The 15,684-nt window shown below is 58.8% G+C and carries 9 protein-coding genes; all 9 read left to right on the top strand.

The genetic code is table 11. From position 1 onward, the window contains the following. The first annotated feature begins 12 nt into the window (after positions 1 to 12). Positions 13 to 258: a hypothetical protein gene (locus ACT5M9_RS18980; RefSeq protein ID WP_457979645.1), complete on the top strand. Its 246-nt coding sequence runs from the start codon at positions 13 to 15 to the stop codon at positions 256 to 258. Positions 259 to 352: 94 nt separating this feature from the next. Next, positions 353 to 1,963 (top strand): hypothetical protein, encoded by a 1,611-nt coding sequence (locus ACT5M9_RS18985; RefSeq protein ID WP_457979643.1) that lies wholly within the window; start codon positions 353 to 355, stop codon positions 1,961 to 1,963. Further along, positions 1,960 to 3,324 (top strand): phage tail protein, encoded by a 1,365-nt coding sequence (locus ACT5M9_RS18990; RefSeq protein WP_457979641.1) that lies wholly within the window; start codon positions 1,960 to 1,962, stop codon positions 3,322 to 3,324. The genes ACT5M9_RS18985 and ACT5M9_RS18990 overlap by 4 nt, the downstream gene beginning before the upstream one ends. 115 nt (positions 3,325 to 3,439) lie before the next feature. Next, a complete protein-coding gene (locus ACT5M9_RS18995) occupies positions 3,440 to 3,700 on the top strand; it encodes a hypothetical protein (RefSeq protein WP_457979639.1) in 261 nt (86 codons plus the stop codon). A gap of 9 nt (positions 3,701 to 3,709) precedes the next feature. Further along, on the top strand, positions 3,710 to 4,339 hold the full coding sequence (locus ACT5M9_RS19000; protein WP_457979637.1) for a hypothetical protein: 630 nt from the start codon (positions 3,710 to 3,712) through the stop codon (positions 4,337 to 4,339). Between the two features lie 11 nt (positions 4,340 to 4,350). After that, on the top strand, positions 4,351 to 4,731 hold the full coding sequence (locus ACT5M9_RS19005; protein ID WP_457979635.1) for a hypothetical protein: 381 nt from the start codon (positions 4,351 to 4,353) through the stop codon (positions 4,729 to 4,731). Beyond that, a complete protein-coding gene (locus ACT5M9_RS19010) occupies positions 4,731 to 4,988 on the top strand; it encodes a bacteriocin (protein WP_457980606.1) in 258 nt (85 codons plus the stop codon). Before ACT5M9_RS19005 ends, ACT5M9_RS19010 begins: the two co-directional genes overlap by 1 nt. A gap of 9 nt (positions 4,989 to 4,997) precedes the next feature. Beyond that, complete coding sequence (locus ACT5M9_RS19015) at positions 4,998 to 6,506, top strand: hypothetical protein (RefSeq protein ID WP_457979633.1); 1,509 nt, start codon at positions 4,998 to 5,000, stop codon at positions 6,504 to 6,506. A 133-nt stretch (positions 6,507 to 6,639) separates the two neighbouring features. Continuing rightward, entirely contained in the window at positions 6,640 to 15,372 is an 8,733-nt protein-coding gene (locus tag ACT5M9_RS19020) for a pyrophosphatase-like OB fold-containing protein (protein ID WP_457979632.1), read from the top strand. The last annotated feature ends 312 nt before the right edge of the window (positions 15,373 to 15,684 follow it).

Raw genomic sequence — 15,684 nt, forward strand, 5'->3', positions numbered from 1 at the left:
CAAGGACATGACATGAGCAACCGAGTTACCCGGTACCTCTTTCGCGTGCTGGTCTCCATTGACCAGCTTGGCAACACCCTCCTGGGCGGCCGGCCTGATGAAACCATCTCTGGCAACGTGGGCTACAACGCCAAGCAGGGAAAGCCTTGGGCATTGAGGGCAGAGAAAGTCATCAACTTCATCATGCGCAGCCCGACGCACTGCCGGGATAGCATCGAGTATGACGAGCGCAAGATCCCGCTTCGCAATGCTTGGTGAGCTTGCTCATCGCTCTGTGCAGCGTTAGCATAGCCCCATCATGGCCCTGCTCTAACGAGTGGGGCTTTTTCGTTTCCAGCCTTCGAGAAACCCCATGCCATTGATCGACATCGTGACTATGCGAGGCATGGTGCCGCGCGTGGCAGACCACCTATTGCCGGACGAGGCGGCCACCCTGGCCCAAGATTGTCATTTTGACCGCGGGGTGGTGGCGCCACTGATGACAGATAAGGCGGCGGGGGTCTCCCTGCCGATCGCCCCCAAGACGCTGTTCCACTACTACGGCGCGCACTGGTTTGCCTGGAACAAGCTGGTGGAGGTCATGCGATCGCCCATCGCCCAGGATCAGTACAACCGCGTCTACTTCACCGATGGGGAGTTTCCCAAGCTGACCTACGACGCGATCGCCACTGGGGGCAGTAACAAGCCCACTGCTTGGTATCGGCTGGGGGTGCCGGTGCCGGCCACGCCGCCGAACGTACAATCCGTCACGCCACCCTCTGGCAGCAAGGATGATGACCCGACGGATGATGAGACCCGTTTCTACGTGGAGACCTACGTGACCGGGCTGGGGGAGGAGGGCGCACCTGGACCGGCCAGCGGCAAGACGACGATCACGATCCCGGGCTCGACGGTGGTTGTGGGCCTGTCTGCGGTCCCGACCAACGACAGCAACATCACCCGGCGGCGGCTCTACCGATCGGTGTCGGGTGGTGGCCTAGCTGACTATCTGCTGGTTGCCGATCTGCCCATTGCGACGGCCAGCTACAGCGATGCCAAGAAAGATGGAGAGCTGGGGCCGGTACTGGAGACCTACGGCTACAGCATGCCTCCCGACAAGATGCGCGGGATCTGCCAGATGGCCAATGGTATCTGTGCCGGGTTTGTCGGCAATGCAGTCCTGTTTTCCGAGCCCTTCCTGCCCTATGCCTGGCCGGATCAATACAAGCTGACCACTGAGCACGACATTGTGGCGATCGCGGCCATCGACACGGCGCTGGTTGTAGGCACCAAGGGCTATCCCTATCTCTTCCAAGGAGCGTCCCCGTCCTCCATCACGGGTCAGAAGCTCACGCCTACTCCACAGGCTTGTGTCAGCGCTCGTTCTATGGTGGCACTGGATGGGATGGTCTTGTACGCCGCGCCGGATGGACTGGTCGGTGTCGGGGCTGACGGTGGTGCGTTGGTGACCGAGGGGATCATCACCCGGGAGCAGTGGCAGGCTCTGAAACCCGACACACTGCGAGCCTGGTACAGCGAGGGGCGTTATGTGGCCCAGACCGATAGCCATGGCTTTGTGTTTGACCCCAGATCTGGTGATCTGCGCTGGATCTCGGGGCGCTGGGATGCGGCGGTTGCAGACATGCAACTCGATGCCCTGATGATCGCCAAAGGTACCCAACTGCATCAATGGCGTGGCGGTGCTGCTGCCCTGCCAATGTGCTGGCGGTCCAAGGAGTTTGTGCTGCCCCCTGGCGTGCGCCTCAGTTGTGCGCGGGTGATGAGTGAGGTTGTCGAGCAAGTTGGCTTCGCGCTGATTGTCGATGGGGCCAGGGTATTCGAGCTGATGGCGGGTCAGGTCCCGCCGTCCGGGTTCCGGTTGCCGCCACTGCGGGGTCGGCGCTGGCAAGTGGAGGTGAAGGGCACCGCCGAGGTTGAGCGGATTACCCTGGGCGGCAGTATGGCGGAGGTCTGTCTGCAATGAGCAAGAACACCTTCCGAGCCAGCAGCACCCAGCAGGGGCTGACCGAGAACATGCAGATCCTGACCGGCCAGAAAGGTGATCGGCTGGATAGAGCGCTGACACTGAGAGAAGCAGCAGCCATAGGTATGGTCAATTTGCGCCGAAATGGTACCGGACTGATTATTCCTGAGCTCCCGCCCAACCAATCGGGTGACCCTGAATGGTCTGGTGTGCAGATGCCGGCGGTTCCAACCGGGGTGACAGCTGATGGGGCGTTTCACACCATAACCCTGACATGGGATCCCCCGGCCTACAAGGGACACTCTTATACAGAGGTGCTACGCGCCGAGGTCGATGACCCGTCCAGCTCTGTGTCGATAGGAACAACCCTAGCCAACGTTTACTCCGACTCGGTCGGCAAAGGGTTCAATGCTTATTACTGGGTCCGCTTTATTAACAAAAATGGGCAGGTTGGACCGCTGCATAGCACTGCGGGTTTACGGGGGATGACGAGTCCAGATGTAGATGAAATCATTGCTTCGGCGACCAGGTTTGCTATTTACAACCCTGCCAAACCCGACCAGAAAGAGATTGTCTTCGGGGTCACTGATGATGGCAAGGTGGCCATTCGTGAGGCCGTCATCAAGGCAGCCACCATTCAGATCATCCATTCCGAGCGGATCACTGCCGATTACATTAAGGCCGGGGTCAGCATCTCGGCCCCCTCTATCTCAGGAGGTTCCTTCGATATGGGCAACGCCTTCATGTCGGGGGGATCCGCTGGCTTTGGCCTGGGCGGGCCTTATAGCGGGTGGGGGAAAGGCTGGTTCACCATAATCTACAGCGATGGGAATATCTACACGAATCGTCTACGAGCAGAAGGGGGCTATATCAAAAATATGACGCTGGGGAATTGCGTCATTGATGATAACTGTGACATCAGGGGAACTCTAAAAGCAGGGAAAATTATAGGTGTTCTCAGCCAAACGGTTTACTCGAACATTGGTGTGGCCACCCGGAATTATATTGGCGGGGATGACCAGCAGACTTTGCTGACGGTAAATTTTGACCAAGCCGATTATGAACAGATAATCACCATGCCTGTAGTGCCGTTTGGTAATATAACAGCAGCTGAAAATGGTTCTGATTTCAACCTATATTGCCAAGCAAATACTGGGCAGGTGACCCATTTAGCATCGGCCCAATCGGCTGCCTTCCAAGTCATGTTTCGTAATTTTGGCAACCTACAGGTCATTGTTCCTGCGGGCGCAAGTAGTATCCGTTTTTATGTAATTGGAAACCGCAAATATAACTGGGCTAGAGATGATGCTCGGGTAATTATTAATATCTGTATTAATCGCAGCCAAATATATCTCTCATAGCGCCATGTCATATTCATCGTCGTTTCCAGTAAATCAAATCGCTATTGATGTCGGAGACTATCAATTACCCGCCAAGATCCATAACGCCTGCCGAGATAAGCAGGCGTTTTTGTTTGTGCGGGGGGCAGATGGGTTTGTCCTGAAACCTGTGATAGAGGCGGGGGGCTGCGGCGTGCTGGTGTGGGTCGGATGGGGAGAGCAGGGAGCCCCGCTCAGACACCTGCCAGAGGTAAAACGCCTGGCCAGGATGATTGGCGCTCGCTGGCTGCGGTTCCACTCGACCCGGCGCGGTTGGCTCAAGGTGGCGCCAAAGATGGGATGGGTACGCCAACCCGATGACGACGACGGCATGCTGGTGTTTCAGATCAACCTGTGAGGTGGAGTGATGGGTAAGGGCGGTTCTAACGAGATCAAAGAGACCTCGGCGCAGAAGGCCATGGCGGACATTGCGATGAAGCAATGGGGGATCTACCAGTCGGATCTCAAGCAGTACGAAGACATTTTCATGGACAAGGTGGACGAGCTGAACGGAGAGGAGGCCTTTGACGATGCCGCGGGTACGGCAGCCCTGGGCACGGCCCACAGCTTCGGTGAGGCGCGGGAGGGGCTATCTGATGCCATGGCTGCGTCTGGAGTAGACCCGACGAGCGGCAAATATCAGGACACCATGCACGAGTTGGAAACGGACCAGGCGCTAAGCCAGACCGATACCACCAACCGCACACAATCCAGCCAGCAGGACAAGTATGTGGCTGGGCTCAAGGATGTGGTCTCGATGGGGCAAGGTCAGAAAGCTGAGGCCCTCGAGGGATATAGCAGCCTGGCCAGCTCCAGCCTCAACAAGGCTGCGAGCGATGCCCAAACGAAGTTCAACAACAAGCAGGCTGTGCTGGGGTTGGTCGGTACCGTTGGTGGTGCTGCAACGGCCTATGGCATGAACAGCGTCGCTGGGGGGACTGCGGCGGGTAAGAAGATCAGCCCGACTGCTAGCGTCCTGCAAAACAAGGGCTACTAAGGGGGTAACCGATGGGATGGGCTTCGGACCAATTTGCCAGCATCACCCGGCAGCAATATGACGACTGGCTGACGCGCTTCTACCCGAAGCAGAAAGAGCTGATGGAGCAGGCCACGAGTGGCCAGTTGCTGCGCGACCAGCTCGGCCGCGTCGAGCAGAACAACACCAATGCGTTGGTATCCGCACAGCAGGCTACAGCCAATCGCAATGGTCGCATGGGGATCGCAGCGCCGGCCAACCCACAAGACAACAGCCAGGGGCTGCGCATGGCGTTGATGACAGCCGGTACCGAGAATGGCCTGCGCGAGCAGGAGAAAGAACGTCAGATGGGGATCCTCACCGGAGCCGATGCCGGCTTGCGAGAGGCGATTAAAGCAGGCGGGGGAATGTGATGGGATATGGACTGATTGATATTGGCGCCCAGACGCGGCGCCAGGCCATGCAGGGGATGAACGAGTCGGCAAAGTTGGACGAGGCGCGTGAGACTGCCAACAAGAACCTCAAGGCACAGCAGAAGCAGCAGACGATGGCCAACGTGGGGACCGGTGCGGCCGTTGGCGCCATGGCGGGGGCCCAGGCGGGCTCTGTCGGTGGGCCGTGGGGCGCAGTGATCGGGGCCGGTGTAGGCCTCTTGGCCAGCTTGTTCTAAGGAGGAGTGATGGGAGTTTCAGGATTGGCCGAGGGGTTCCTCGCCGGGTTTGGCACCATGAACCACTATCAGCGCGGCCAGAAGGCCGACGAGCGTGCGGAGAAAGAGCAGGGGCTGCGGGATGCGATGTGGCAGAACAATCTGGACCGTCAACGGCAGTCTGATGAACGGTATGCTGATGAGACGGCCTATGCCCGGCAGCGAGACAGCAAGCAAGACGAGCGCGAGGCGCGGCGTGATGGTCTCTATGAGGAACAGGTGCGCTCATCCATTGCCAGTGCCAAGGCGGCAAACGCTCGGGCGGAGCGCGCCTATTCTCGGGCAGAGGCCGAATACCAGTGGCTCAGAGACCGACGGGAGAAAGAGGCCTATCAGCAGGAGAACCTACCGGTGATCCAGCAGGGGTGGCTGGATATTGAGGCTGGCAAGGACCCAGGGGAGGTCTTTCGGAAGGTGGTTAGCGACCCGAAGGCTGCACAATACAACCCAGCTCGCTATATGGAGAGTGAGTTTAGAGGCGCCAGCAAGACCTTTGTGAATTACACGAAGGGCCTGATGAGTGAAGCCGAAAGCGGCAAGCTGGACTGGAACAGTGAGGAAGGCGTTAACCGCATCAATAACCCCGAGTTTCTCAAGGCTGCCGGTACCCTCTACCAGGAGGAGATCAAGACCGGTATCGGCGATGTGGATCCTGCCACCGGCAAGACCATCAAGAATAAGGAACTGGGCCGAATCATGGTGACACCGGATGGCGCAGGTGTGGTGCTGGGGTTAAAGGTCACCTATGACGACGGCTCTACCGCCGATCGCCCGGTGACGGATAACCGCACAGCCAGGGGCGATGATAAACCCAAGGTGATCCCCATTTCTGATTTTGTCGGCACCGGTTACAAGCGTGCGGCACTCTCCCATGACTTGGTGGCAAAGGCCAATAACATCCGGACCAGCCTCGGATTAACGCCCGGGGCCGATGTGAAGGGCTACCGCCAGGCCATCGTGAAGCTGCAGGCAGACACCGATAAGGCGATCGGTCAGATCCGCCGTGACACCATGATGAGCCAGGAAGAGAGAGATACAGCTATCGCAGCAGAGCGAGATGCGGCCCAGCAGCAGGCACAGGGACTGCGTGATGTGTTCGGTCTGGAAGCCCAGGCATCGGCCACGGCGGCCGGTGCAGGGTTTGCACCTGCCCCTTCGGGGTTGACGCAATGGGTTGGCAAGGATGCCCTCCGCCGTGAGTTTGTGCAGGAGGCGGGAGCGAATGGGCGCACCCTATCTGAGCATGCAGATCCGGCCATGCTAGACCAGATCTACAGTCGCTGGGTTCAGTTGCGGCGGGATGGGCAGACGGCCAATGCCATGCGAGGGGAGTCAACTCCAGCGGTGGTTGCCAAGCAGGATCCCAGAGCTGCCGAGAAGGCAGCACTCAACGCGCTCGCGGATCCCTTCAAAACGACCCCACACCTCAACAAGGCCCCCGATGGCTTGGCTGCTTATCAGGCCATGGCGGCTCGCTAAACATTGCCTGCTGACGCCTCCAGCGTTAGCATCTCCCCATCATCGATCAGTGTGCCATTTGCCCTGATAGCCATCTCCAAGCCCTGACTGGTTCGCCGGTCGGGGCTTTTCTTTTTCCATTCTCGAGGACGCCATGGATAAGACTGCAACCACGCTGCCGACGGCGCAGCAAAGTGATACCCGCATGGATGAGTTCTGGAACAGCCTGGATGCCGGTTTGGCTACCCCCGCCCCGGCGCCACGAAATCTGGATGTTGGCCTCAGTGATGTTGCGCGTGCTGTTGGTGCTGGCGGACTCGAGCTCGTGGGCGGCATCGGTGAGCTGGCGCGCCAGGCTGGCAACTATGGTCGGCAGCATGGCGGCAAGGACCAGGGGGACTACCTGGAGAATGCCCGCGCAAACTTGGCCAAGAAGCTGGCGCCGGCGCTGGATGTGGTGGCCGGTGCAGGGGAGCTGGCTCAATCTGGAGCGGATAGCCTCAAAGAGGGGATGAGTGTCGATGCGCGAGAGGCGATGACTCGCAGCCTTGTCAGTGAGTCACCCGCGGGCGCTATCACCCTGGGGGATGGTGCTGGGGATATTGATGTCTGGGCGATGAAAATGGCGCAAGGGGTGGGGTCGCTTCTCCCTACGCTGGCGAGTGGCGGGATCACCGGGCTGGCAGCCAAGGCGACGATCGGTCGGATGGTGACCACCACCATGATCAAGCGGGGGGCCGCGCAAGAGGTGGCGGAAGCTGTTGCGGCCAAGACGGTATCTCGGTTGGCCACTGGCGCAGCGACGACCACGGGGGTTACCGGTTCGGTTGGCGCCGCAGGCGTGAATGCCAGGGATTCTGTGCTGGGTATGAGCTTTGATGAGTTGCGAAACAGCACGACCTTCCGGGATTCCTTCTTACGCATCGATGCCGATCAGCAGACTGCACATCTCTCTGATAGCGAGAAGCTGCAGCTGGCACGCGAAGAAACCGCGAATGTTGCGAGCCAGGCCACCATGGGGGATGCCAAGACTTGGGGAGCGGCTGCCGTGGGCACCCTGATGGGCGACACGATGCTGTTCAAGATGTTGGCCGGTAAAGGCGCCAGCGGCGGCGTGCTCAAGGGGATGGGGAAAGGGGCTGCTGGCGAAGGTATCAGTGAAGCGCTCGAAGAGGGGGTCCAACAGTACAGCGTGAACGAAGCACTCAATGAGGTCGCAGGAGCCAACATCGACCCCATGAAAGGGGTTGTTTCCTCTGCCATTGAGGGCAGCCTTATCGGCATGGGGGTCGGCGGTGCCACTGGTGGTGTCGGTGGCCTGCGCGGTGAGCGTGGCGAAGTGGAGGCCGAAGACCACCCGGCTCGAGATGCTGAACCTACTTCTCCGGATCTCGCGTCTGATGAGCAAGCTGAGCCGCAGGTTACTCCAGAGCCTGAAGTACCTACAGCAACAGACCGATCCCCGCTTGGTCCAAGCGCCAGCCAGTATGACGAGCTGCGCGACGTGCCAGCTTATCTGCGCAAGGACGATACGGCCGATCGCTTCAAGGGGCTGGCCCAGGATAGCGAGGTTCAGCGCGCTCTGGCTGGCGAGTTTGGCTCATCGGTGCAGGAGCTGGTGTCAGCTCAAATGCAGGGGGGCAACCTGGGCAAAAGCCTCTATGAACGAGTTCAAGCTGGGGAACTGGGAGAGGATCCCTTTGCTGGTGGCAAGAGTGCCCTACAGGTGGCAATGGAGGGGCAGCGCCCGGCTCTTCCGCTCAAGAATGTTATTTTTGCTGGCGACGCGAATGCCAAGCCCAAAGGGAAGGAAGTGGCCGCACCGGGGGATCACGATGACCACCAGGCTGGCCCCGGCCCTCAGTTTCGTGGCAGTGAGCGCACCCGGTGGCAAAGCGGGCAGGAGGGGGACTTATTGCCTGCAGATCGCGGTCAGATGCAAAACGCTGATGCGCTGCCCGGCGCTACCATCGAGGGAGAGGGGCGCGAGATTGGCACCGAGCTTCCGTATAGAGATGTGATCTATGGTGGCGATCACCGTCAGCCGGATGCTGCGCCTATGAGGGGAAGTGCGTCGGTTGGTGTGGAAGCTGACCCCACCATCGGCCCGCTCAAGAGCCTGCGTGTTACCCGGAAGGGCAAGCCCTTCGCCAGCGAAAAGGAAGCCCGGCTAGCTAGTCGCAAGGGGATTGAGACTCCGGTCCCGCTCAATGGTGGCGGGTTTGGAGTTGCCGCAGTTGCCGAGGTTGAACAGGTACTAGCCATGCTCCCCATTCCTATAGATGCCCCAGCCCATCAGAGTGGCGCTGAATTGCAGCTCGACGAGAGCAATACAGCTGAGTTGGGTCAACTGTCAGATCTTACAGTTCAGGGTCTCGGCGGTGATGCTGATACGGCACGGGTTAAGGGAGATGTCAGCCAGCAGCCACTTGTGGCCGCTGTAGATACTGGCTACCGCGATGCCATTTCTTCCAATGAACAACCCGAGGTGACTTATGACCAGCCTGCCCAGATACCTGCAAGCGGCAGTGAAGGACAAGGTGATCAGCCCGGCGCAGGCAGTCAAGCTGCAGCAGGTGCTGAGCCAACCACTACCGAGCTTGCAAGCCGAGCTGGAGCAAGAGATCGGGGAGGTCTCGCTTCTCCTGTACCTGCATCAACTGGACAGCAACAAGATGACAAGACACTGACAACCCCGGCTCCTGCCGGGGTTGTTGTTTCTGAGCCGGTCGCGCAGGTGGAGGCCGCCAGGGCAGAGGTAAACACTGAGCCAACCCAGGCTCAGAAGGAGGCAGGCAACTACAAGAAGGGGCACCTCAAGTTACACGGCTTCGACATTGCCCTAGAAAACCCCAAAGGATCCACTCGCTCCGGTACTGCGCCTGATGGCAAAGCTTGGCAATCGACCATGGCCCATGACTACGGCTACATCAAACGTACCGAAGGGGCTGATGGTGATCACGTCGACGTCTTTATCGGGGACCAGCCGGAGAGTGAGCAGGTCTATGTGGTGGACCAGGTAGACCCCAAGACGGGCAAGTTTGACGAGCACAAGGTTATGTTGGGGTTTGCTGACGAGGCCGCAGCTCGGGCAGGCTATCTGGCCAATTACGAGCCGGGGTGGAAGGGACTGGGGGCCATCAAGGCTATGCCAGTGAAGGCGTTCAAGCGCTGGTTGAAAGAAGGGGATACAACCCAGTCGATCAGCCGTGCAAAGCACGTCGCACAAGAATCGATTACTGACTTCGGCGAGAAGATTGGCGGGGCTCGTAAGGATATCTGGGCCAGTTACCGGGACAGCATCCAGGGCGATACGGTCGATGAGATAAAGGAGTTGCCGCTCTCCAAGGCCTGGCCGACGCCAGATTACCAGAAGCTGCTCGACAGCGGCATCCAGCCGTGGTTCGTGGCCTACGCCCGCGCGGCCCGTGACAGCATCCCGACCAAGCCGCAGGCCGGTTGGAAGCAGAATCGTTGGGCCGAAGCCGTCAAGGCGATGCGCGACACCGCGCTGGGGTTACTGGAAGGCGGCAGCGCCAGCGAGCAGCTGCGCCAGCAGATCGCCAAGTCGGGCCTGCATCTGGCGGAAGACATCAGCAACCGCGCCGCCCTGTACGAGGCAGTGGGCCATCAACGCAGCCTGGCCGACCTCAAGCTGCGGGGTGGCGAGTACAGCCTGTATAACGGGGTGAAGTACGACCCGCCCAAGCAGATGTGGACCCTCGAACGCGGGACCAAGTCCAGCGCCTTGGGTAACTGGCCACGTATCATCGCCACTGGAGATACCAAGCAGGAGGCCATTGCCGCCTTCAAGGCTCGCTATGAGGAGTTGACGGCCGAGGCCAGTAAGCCCAAGGCGGTGACGTTTGACATCTACAGTCGGGAAGATGGCAAGGGTTGGTTTGTTGGCAAGAAGTTGGGGCGTAACTACCTCGATCTCACGCCAGCATTCAAAGATGTGAAGGAGGCCCGTGCCTACCGGGCCGAGCATCAGGACGAGCTGATCGCCAAGTTGGAGAAACACAAGGCCATCCCCCGCGAGCGCCGCGATCTGAACCAGCCCCGAGTGGGCGAGGACATGCGCGCCGGGCAGGATGTCACCCCGGAGCAGTTTGCCAGCAGCTTCGGCTTCCGTGGGGTTGAATTTGGCAACTGGGTGGAGCAGGGACGCCGCCAGCGCAACCTCAATGATGCCTTCGACGCACTTATGGACATGGCCGCTATTCTGGGGATCCCGCCCAAGGCGATCTCTCTCAACGGAGAGTTGGGGCTAGCCTTTGGGGCGCGTGGTAGTGGCGGGGTCTCGCCCGCAGCTGCTCACTACGAACCGGGAAAGATGGTGATCAATCTCACCAAGATGAACGGTGCCGGCTCGCTTGGCCACGAGTGGTGGCATGCGCTGGACAACTACTTTTCCCGACTGCGTGGAAAAGCTGGCGACAACATGACTGAGGCGCTGGATGTGGATCTGGCGGCCCGTGGCAGCAACTTCGTCCACAAAGGCGAGGTGCGCAAGGAAATGGTTGTGGCGTTTGGTGCGGTGATGCGTGCCATCAAGCAGACCGCACTCAGGGCGCGATCCAGCAAGCTCGATAGCAAGCGAACCAAGCAATACTGGACCACCAATACCGAGATGAGTGCGCGGGCGTTCGAGAGCTATCTCATCAGCAAGCTGCAGGACCAAGGCGTCAGTAACGACTATCTGGCCAATATCGTCGATGAGGCGACCTGGGAGGCATCCGCCCAGTTGGGTTGGGAGCTGGATAACAGCTATCCCTATCCGACCGCCGGTGAGGTGCCGGGTATTCGAGCCGGTTTCGACCACCTCTTCAACACCCTCGAGACGAAGCAGGAGGGTGATCGCGTCATCCTCTTCTCGAAGCAGGCTATGGCCCAGGGTGACAAGCCAGCCAAGCACCTGACCCGCAAAGAAGCCGAGCTGGTCACCAAAATGTGGTTCAAGCAGTACCGGGGGGCGAGCGGTATCAATGTGCAGATCCACGCCACCCAAGCTGAATTGGAACAAGCGTTGGGATTAGATGCCAAAGATGGGTTGATACGGCGCGCCGCGTTTGACGACGATGCGGGTACCCTGCATGTGGCCGCCGATACCATCGCCAACCCCAAGCGGATGCGCGAGATACTGCGTCATGAGGTGCTGGCCCACTATGGCTTGGCCAACGTGCTGGGCGATGGGGAATACACCAAGCTCATGAGCCGCCTCATCCAGTCCCAGAAAGACTCCAGCATGAAGGCGGTGTGGGACTGGGTGAACACCCATTACGCCGATGAGGATGTTGGTACCCAAGCAGAGGAGGTGGTGGCCCATCTGGCCGAGCTGGAGCAGGGCGCTTGGGGTCGCGGTTGGGATCGTGTGGTGGCGTGGGTTACCCGGGCGCTGCGCGCCGTTGGCTTTGTGCCGGATGGCATCACTGCGGCTGAGACTCGCTCCCTAATTGAGGGGCTGGCTAAGAAGCTGCAGAAAGCAGATATAGAGGTTGGAGTCGCAGAAGGGGATCGCTTGTGGTTCAGTGCCGAGCGCTCTCCCTGGCGTAAGGGGTTCCCAGAGGTGATCTTGCATGGCCGCCTCGCGGACGCGACCAGCCACCCTGATTACGATGCTGCCAAGGGGGGTGATGATGCCGCCGCTCGGCGGTTGGTCCATGATGTGCTTTCTCTCGATGCTATCAAGCAACTCAAAGGACTGATCGGCGATCGTTCATCCATTGCCCTCGGAGTGCATGCCGAGGAAGCTGTGAGCCGCAATGCGATTCCTCGGGCAATGGCGGACGTGCTGGCTAAAGTGCTCGGCCTTGATGTTGACTTAGACATCGTGCAAGCCGCTAAGGTAGGACGAACCTCCCAGGATGGTTTTGGTCGGTTAGCAAATCAGCCGAGTTTTGATGGCCATGTTCGCATCGATAAGCCCTACCTCATCATGGATGACACTCTGACCCAGGGGGGCACCCTTGCGAATCTCAAGGGCTACATCGAGAACCGTGGCGGAGAGGTGTTGGCCGCCACCGCATTGACCGGAAAGCAGTATTCCGCCAAAATTGCTATCGATAGCTCAACCCTTGAGCAACTACGGGATCAGTATGACGGCACAGGCCTTGAAGCGTGGTGGCAAAACCGATTCGGCTATAGCTTCGACTCCCTCACAGAGTCTGAAGGCCGATACCTCCTTCGTGCCAAGGATGCTGACAAAGTCCGAGATCGAGTCGCTGCGGCAGGACAACCATCGCCGGCACGAAGCGAACATGAAAGCACTCGAGACGATGGATCTCTCCCGCCTGATGGTCTGAAATTCAGTAAGACGAATGCAGCTACCGATGAGGCGCTGCAAAAGCTCAATCTGGGCCCTAATCCCGACATCATCGACAAGACCAAAACCAACCTGAACAAGCTACGCCAGGTAGACCGCGGCGTGGTCAGTTCATGGATTGATCGCGTCATCAAGAAGGCCAACACTGAGGTGCTAGACGCCCTGGCCCCCATCAAATATGCGGAAGAAGCCGCTGGCATTACCGAGGCGGCCGACTCCGGATATGTGGGCGCGCGTATGGCCACTGGCGCAGCCTCCACCATGCAAGCGACGATGCTCTACGGCCTGCCAGAGTGGAAGGACGGTGTGATCCAGCGAAAGGCTGGTACTGGTGAAAAAGATGCCCTGTTGGGCATTTTTTCTGACCTCGGAAAAGACCTGCATAACTGGCTGGGTTGGATGGCCGGGCACCGGGCTGAAATCCTGATGGGGCAGGGACGCGAGAATCTGCTGAGTGAGCAGGATATTGCTGCACTTAAGGAGCTTGGCAACGGGAAAGAGGCCAAGTTCATGGAGGCAAAAGAGCGCTGGAACAGGCTCAACACTGCCACCCTGGATCTGGCGCAGGAGGCCGGCTTGTTCACCGCCGAGGCGCGGGCCGAGTTCGAAAGCGAATGGTACATTCCGTTCTTCCGTGAGTCAGATGATGGCGACGTGATTGCACCTTTCAAGCCAAAGGGCATCGCCAACCAGAACGCCGGGATCAAGAAGCTCAAGGGCGGGGAGGCCAATACCAACGACCTGCTCGAGAATATCTTCACCTCAACTTCCAAGCTGATTGATGCCTCCATGAAGAACATGGCGGCACAAAAGACCGTCTGGAACCTCGCCGACACTGGCATCATCGAGGTCATTCCCAAGCCGAACAAGATGGACTATCAGGCGCTTGCCAATGGCAAAGACCGGATAATGCTCAAGCTGGAAGGAGAGGACTACATGATCCGGATTGAGGATCCCGACCTCTATCGCGCTATGACCTTCTTCGATCGCAAGCCTTTCGGCGCCATGGTCACTGTGGCCGCCAAGGCAAAGCGTTTACTGACTGCCGGGATCACTGCTTCACCTGAGTTTATGCTTCGCAATTTCTTACGCGACTCCCTCTCCAGCTGGGCGATAAGCAAGGACGGCTTCAAGCCGGTAATCGGCTCAATCAAAGGGGTGAAGAAGACCCTGGCAATGGAAGGTAGCACCATCGACGTGATGTTCAGTGGCGCCAGCTTCCTGGGTGGGTATGTCAACGGCAACGACCCGACAGCCATGGCCGACACTGTGCGCAAATCACTGCGCCGCAAGGGGATGACGCCGGAACAAATCACGAAATATGAGAAATCCATCATCCGCAATGCAGCACACGCCAAAGGCGTTGTAGCTGACGTGTGGGAGAAATACAGCCGCTTTGGCGAAGCATTTGAGAATGGTAACCGTGAGGCGGTCTATGAGGCCGCCATCAAGTCGGGTAAGAGCCATGCTCAGGCTGCTTTTGAGTCGAAGGACTTGATGGACTTCTCCATGCTGGGTGCCGCCCGTGCTATCCAAGGGGCTGCCATGGTGCTGCCATTCTTCAATGCCAGGATTCAGGGGCTTGGTAAGCTGACCCGCGAGCTGCGCGAGAATCCGCGCGAAATTGCCAAGCGGGCCGGGATGATCACCGCCATGTCACTCGGGCTGTTGGCCATCAACTGGGACGATGAACGCTATGAGGAACTGCCGGATTGGGATAAGGACAGCAACTGGCATTTCTTCGTTGGTGATCAGCATTGGCGTATCCCCAAGCCGTTCGAGATCGGGGTGATGTTCGGCACCATCCCTGAGCGTATGGTACGTGCCTTAGGCGACAAGGATACCGGTGCCCAGTTTGGCAAGGCAGTAGCCAGGGCAATCGGGGATACCTTTGCTCTGAACCCGACGCCACAGATCGTCAAGCCAGTGGTGGAGGCTGTTTTCAACTACGACAGCTTCCGTGGCGGCCCCATCGACAGCCCGCAGGATCTGGCCGTGCGTGCCGAGGCTCGCTACAACGAGCAGACTAGCCTGCTTATGCGTGAGCTGGGAGAGCTTTCAGGTTTGTCACCCAAGCAACTGGAGCACCTGCTGATCGGTTACACCGGCACCATGGGCAGCTATGTGATGGCCGCTGCCGATGGACTGATCCGGGCAGCTCGACCGGGTGAGTCTGCAAGCTGGCGCGCTGATGAGATCCCACTGGTGAAAGCGGTGTACCGCGGCACCGGGCCGGCCAAATCCACACAGCACATGGAAGAGTTTTACTGGATGCTCAACGAGGTGAATCAACTCAAGCGCACCGTCGATCAGTACCGCAGCGAAGGGCTCACAGACAAGGCAAACGAGTTGCTGGAGGAGCAGGGCGGGATCCTCAAGTCACGTCGCAACCTGGGTCGTACCCAGCAGCAGATTAGGGTGGTGCGCAACAGGATAGAGCTGATCCAGCGTGACAAGATCATGGGGGCAGAGGAGAAGCGCCGGCGCATTGATGAGCTGCTGACTCGTCGTAATGACCTCGTGTTTCAGGCAGTCAACACCAACCGACGCAACTGGGAATAGCGGCCCTGCCTTGACTATATTGACTGGATTAGTCTGGTGCCTTTATCTATGTGGGGACTCAACCATGTGGCTGCTGCTTGCGATCGGAAGCATGGTACTGGCTCTGAAAGCGTCCAGCGTTAGTTTCACCCTAGCGTTGATACCGATAGCGATAGGGGTCTGGTGTTTCAGTAAATCCAACCGAGAAAGCCTGGAGGACTTTTTGGCTTTCGCATTCATCATTGTTTTGATGGGTTTCGCTGTGAATATACTCATTAGTATCTAGTGAAATTTGGCTCACAGTTTTGAAGTAGACATCGTTCATGGAGAGGC

The sequence above is a fragment of the Aeromonas sp. AE23HZ002T15 genome (assembly GCF_054165525.2).

What these genes read in the sequence shown, in the direction of transcription:
- ACT5M9_RS18985 (WP_457979643.1), top strand. Translation starts at nt 353, where the DNA reads ATGCCATTGATCGACATCGTGACTATGCGAGGCATGGTGCCGCGCGTG.
- ACT5M9_RS19020 (WP_457979632.1), top strand. Translation starts at nt 6,640, where the DNA reads ATGGATAAGACTGCAACCACGCTGCCGACGGCGCAGCAAAGTGATACC.
- ACT5M9_RS19000 (WP_457979637.1), top strand. Translation starts at nt 3,710, where the DNA reads ATGGGTAAGGGCGGTTCTAACGAGATCAAAGAGACCTCGGCGCAGAAG.
- ACT5M9_RS19010 (WP_457980606.1), top strand. Translation starts at nt 4,731, where the DNA reads ATGGGATATGGACTGATTGATATTGGCGCCCAGACGCGGCGCCAGGCC.
- ACT5M9_RS19005 (WP_457979635.1), top strand. Translation starts at nt 4,351, where the DNA reads ATGGGATGGGCTTCGGACCAATTTGCCAGCATCACCCGGCAGCAATAT.
- ACT5M9_RS18980 (WP_457979645.1), top strand. Translation starts at nt 13, where the DNA reads ATGAGCAACCGAGTTACCCGGTACCTCTTTCGCGTGCTGGTCTCCATT.
- ACT5M9_RS18990 (WP_457979641.1), top strand. Translation starts at nt 1,960, where the DNA reads ATGAGCAAGAACACCTTCCGAGCCAGCAGCACCCAGCAGGGGCTGACC.
- ACT5M9_RS19015 (WP_457979633.1), top strand. Translation starts at nt 4,998, where the DNA reads ATGGGAGTTTCAGGATTGGCCGAGGGGTTCCTCGCCGGGTTTGGCACC.